Source organism: Cryobacterium sp. TMT2-42-4, from assembly GCF_004402645.1.
Lineage (GTDB): Bacteria > Actinomycetota > Actinomycetes > Actinomycetales > Microbacteriaceae > Cryobacterium > Cryobacterium sandaracinum.
This window is the reverse complement of sequence record NZ_SOFT01000028.1, coordinates 1-3,453: the sequence shown is the minus strand read 5'-3', so window position 1 is coordinate 3,453 and position 3,453 is coordinate 1. Positions and strand designations below refer to the sequence as shown.

General features: G+C 53.3%; 2 rRNA genes. Both read left to right on the top strand.

Going from position 1 to position 3,453, the window contains the following annotated elements:
- Positions 1–41: 41 nt before the first annotated feature.
- Positions 42–3,170, top strand: a 23S ribosomal RNA gene (locus tag E3O18_RS10235).
- 133 nt (positions 3,171–3,303) lie between these two features.
- Positions 3,304–3,420 (top strand): 5S ribosomal RNA (gene rrf / locus E3O18_RS10230).
- Positions 3,421–3,453 lie beyond the last annotated feature (33 nt).

The window sequence follows — 3,453 nt, the reverse complement described above, 5'->3', positions numbered from 1 at the left end:
GCGAATTTATTCGTGACACCAATCGATTCAAACTCATGTGATTTCAAATTTCTAAGAGCAAACGGTGAATGCCTTGGCATGTAGAGCCGAAGAAGGACGTAGTAATCTGCGATAAGCCTCGGGGAGTTGATAAACGAACTGTGATCCGAGGATTTCCGAATGGGGAAACCCCGCCAGGCCCTTTGGGTGACCTGGTGACTCCCGCCTGAATATATAGGGCGGGTAGAGGGAACGTGGGGAAGTGAAACATCTCAGTACCCACAGGAAGAGAAAACAATAGTGATTCCGTTAGTAGTGGCGAGCGAAACCGGATGAGGCTAAACCGATCATGTGTGATAGCCGGCAGGCGTTGCATGGTCGGGGTTGCGGGACTTTTCTGCTGCTTCTGCCGAACAGTGAGGGTTAGAGCGTTGTATAGACGAACAGGATTGAAAGCCTGGTCATAGAGGGTGCGAACCCCGTAGTCGAAATGCAGTTATCGCCCGAAGAGTATCCCAAGTAGCACGGGGCCCGAGAAATCCCGTGTGAATCCGTCAGGACCACCTGATAAGCCTAAATACTCCTACATGACCGATAGTGAACAAGTACCGTGAGGGAAAGGTGAAAAGTACCCCGGGAGGGGAGTGAAATAGTACCTGAAACCGTTTGCTTACAAACCGTTGGAGCCAGCTTTGTTCTGGTGACAGCGTGCCTTTTGAAGAATGAGCCTGCGAGTTAGTGATATGTGGCGAGCTTAACCCGAGAGGGGAATGCGTAGCGAAAGCGAGTCTGAATAGGGCGATTCAGTCGCATGTCCTAGACCCGAAGCGAAGTGATCTATCCATGGCCAGGTTGAAGCGACGGTAAGACGTCGTGGAGGACCGAACCCACTTCAGTTGAAAATGGAGGGGATGAGCTGTGGATAGGGGTGAAAGGCCAATCAAACTTCGTGATAGCTGGTTCTCTCCGAAATGCATTTAGGTGCAGCGTTGCGTGTTTCTTGCCGGAGGTAGAGCTACTGGATGGCCGATGGGGCCTAAAAGCTTACTGACGTCAGCCAAACTCCGAATGCCGGTAAGTGAGAGCGCAGCAGTGAGACGGTGGGGGATAAGCTTCATCGTCGAGAGGGAAACAACCCAGACCACCAACTAAGGTCCCAAAGCGCGTGCTAAGTGGGAAAGGATGTGGAGTTGCACAGACAACCAGGAGGTTGGCTTAGAAGCAGCCACCCTTGAAAGAGTGCGTAATAGCTCACTGGTCAAGTGATTCCGCGCCGACAATGTAACGGGGCTCAAGCACGCCACCGAAGTTGTGGCATTGATATTTTTGGTAAGCCGCACCCTTGTGGTGTTGGTTCAGCCGTGTTGATGGGTAGGAGAGCGTCGTGTGGCCAGCGAAGCGGCGGTGTAAACCAGCCGTGGAGGCTACACGAGTGAGAATGCAGGCATGAGTAGCGAAAGACGGGTGAGAAACCCGTCCTCCGAAAGATCAAGGTTTCCAGGGCCAGGCTAATCCGCCCTGGGTAAGTCGGGACCTAAGGCGAGGCCGACAGGCGTAGTCGATGGACAACGGGTTTATATTCCCGTACTGGCGAAAAACCGCCCAAACTAATCCAGTAATGCTAAGCATCTGAATCCCCTAGATGGATCCCTTCGGGGTGAAGCGTGGGGCCTAGCGTGCGACCCTATGTTGGTGCGGTTAGCGTATTAACAGGTGTGACGCAGGAAGGTAGCTGAGCCGGGCGATGGTTGTCCCGGTCTAAGGATGTAGGCCGAGAGATAGGCAAATCCGTCTCTCATATAAGGCTGAGACCCGATGGGTAGTCCTCACGGACGAAATCAGTGATCCTATGCTGCCAAGAAAAGCATCGACGCGAGGTTTTAGTCACCCGTACCCCAAACCGACTCAGGTGATCAGGTAGAGAATACTAAGGAGATCGAGAGAATCGTGGTTAAGGAACTCGGCAAAATGCCCCCGTAACTTCGGGAGAAGGGGGGCCTGAGGCGTGAAGGGATTTACTCCTGGAGCGTTCGAAGGCCGCAGAGACCAGTGGGAAGCGACTGTTTACTAAAAACACAGGTCCGTGCCAAGTCGCAAGACGATGTATACGGACTGACGCCTGCCCGGTGCTGGAAGGTTAAGAGGAACGGTTAGCCGCAAGGCGAAGCTGAGAATTTAAGCCCCAGTAAACGGCGGTGGTAACTATAACCATCCTAAGGTAGCGAAATTCCTTGTCGGGTAAGTTCCGACCTGCACGAATGGCGTAACGACTTCCCAGCTGTCTCAACCGCGAACTCGGCGAAATTGCATTACGAGTAAAGATGCTCGTTACGCGCAGCAGGACGGAAAGACCCCGTGACCTTTACTACAGCTTGGTATTGGTGTTCGGTGTGGCTTGTGTAGGATAGGTGGGAGACTGTGAAGCTTGGACGCTAGTTCAGGTGGAGTCAACGTTGAAATACCACTCTGGTCATATTGGATATCTAACTTCGAACCGTGATCCGGTTCAGGGACAGTGCCTGGTGGGTAGTTTAACTGGGGCGGTTGCCTCCTAAAAAGTAACGGAGGCGCCCAAAGGTTCCCTCAACCTGGTTGGCAATCAGGTGTCGAGTGTAAGTGCACAAGGGAGCTTGACTGTGAGACTGACAAGTCGAGCAGGGACGAAAGTCGGGACTAGTGATCCGGCAGTGGCTTGTGGAAGCGCTGTCGCTCAACGGATAAAAGGTACCTCGGGGATAACAGGCTGATCTTGCCCAAGAGTCCATATCGACGGCATGGTTTGGCACCTCGATGTCGGCTCGTCGCATCCTGGGGCTGGAGTAGGTCCCAAGGGTTGGGCTGTTCGCCCATTAAAGCGGTACGCGAGCTGGGTTTAGAACGTCGTGAGACAGTTCGGTCCCTATCCGCTGCGCGCGCAGGAAATTTGAGAAGATCTATCCCTAGTACGAGAGGACCGGGATGGACGAACCTCTGGTGTGTCAGTTGTTCCGCCAGGAGCACCGCTGATTAGCTACGTTCGGAACGGATAACCGCTGAAAGCATCTAAGCGGGAAGCCGGCTTCGAGATGAGATTTCCATCCCTTCGGGGGAGAGGCTCGCAGCTAGACTACTGCGTTGATAGGCCGGATGTGGAAGAGGGGACTAAAGACCCTCGGAGCTGACCGGTACTAATAAGCCAATAATTTGATAACACACCAGTTTGAATAAGCTGCAAGCGTCCACTATGTGGTTCTCGATGTACGGTCGAGAACAACGCCCACACCGGCAACACACCGTGTGAGGGCTCTATAACTAAAAATATAGAATCGATTCATCGAAAGATGTTTCGGCGGCTATAGCGAGAGGGAAACGCCCGGTCACATTCCGAACCCGGAAGCTAAGACTCTCTGCGCCGATGGTACTGCAGGGGGGACCCTGTGGGAGAGTAGGACACCGCCGGACTCAACGTAGCAACACACACAATGGCCACCCTCA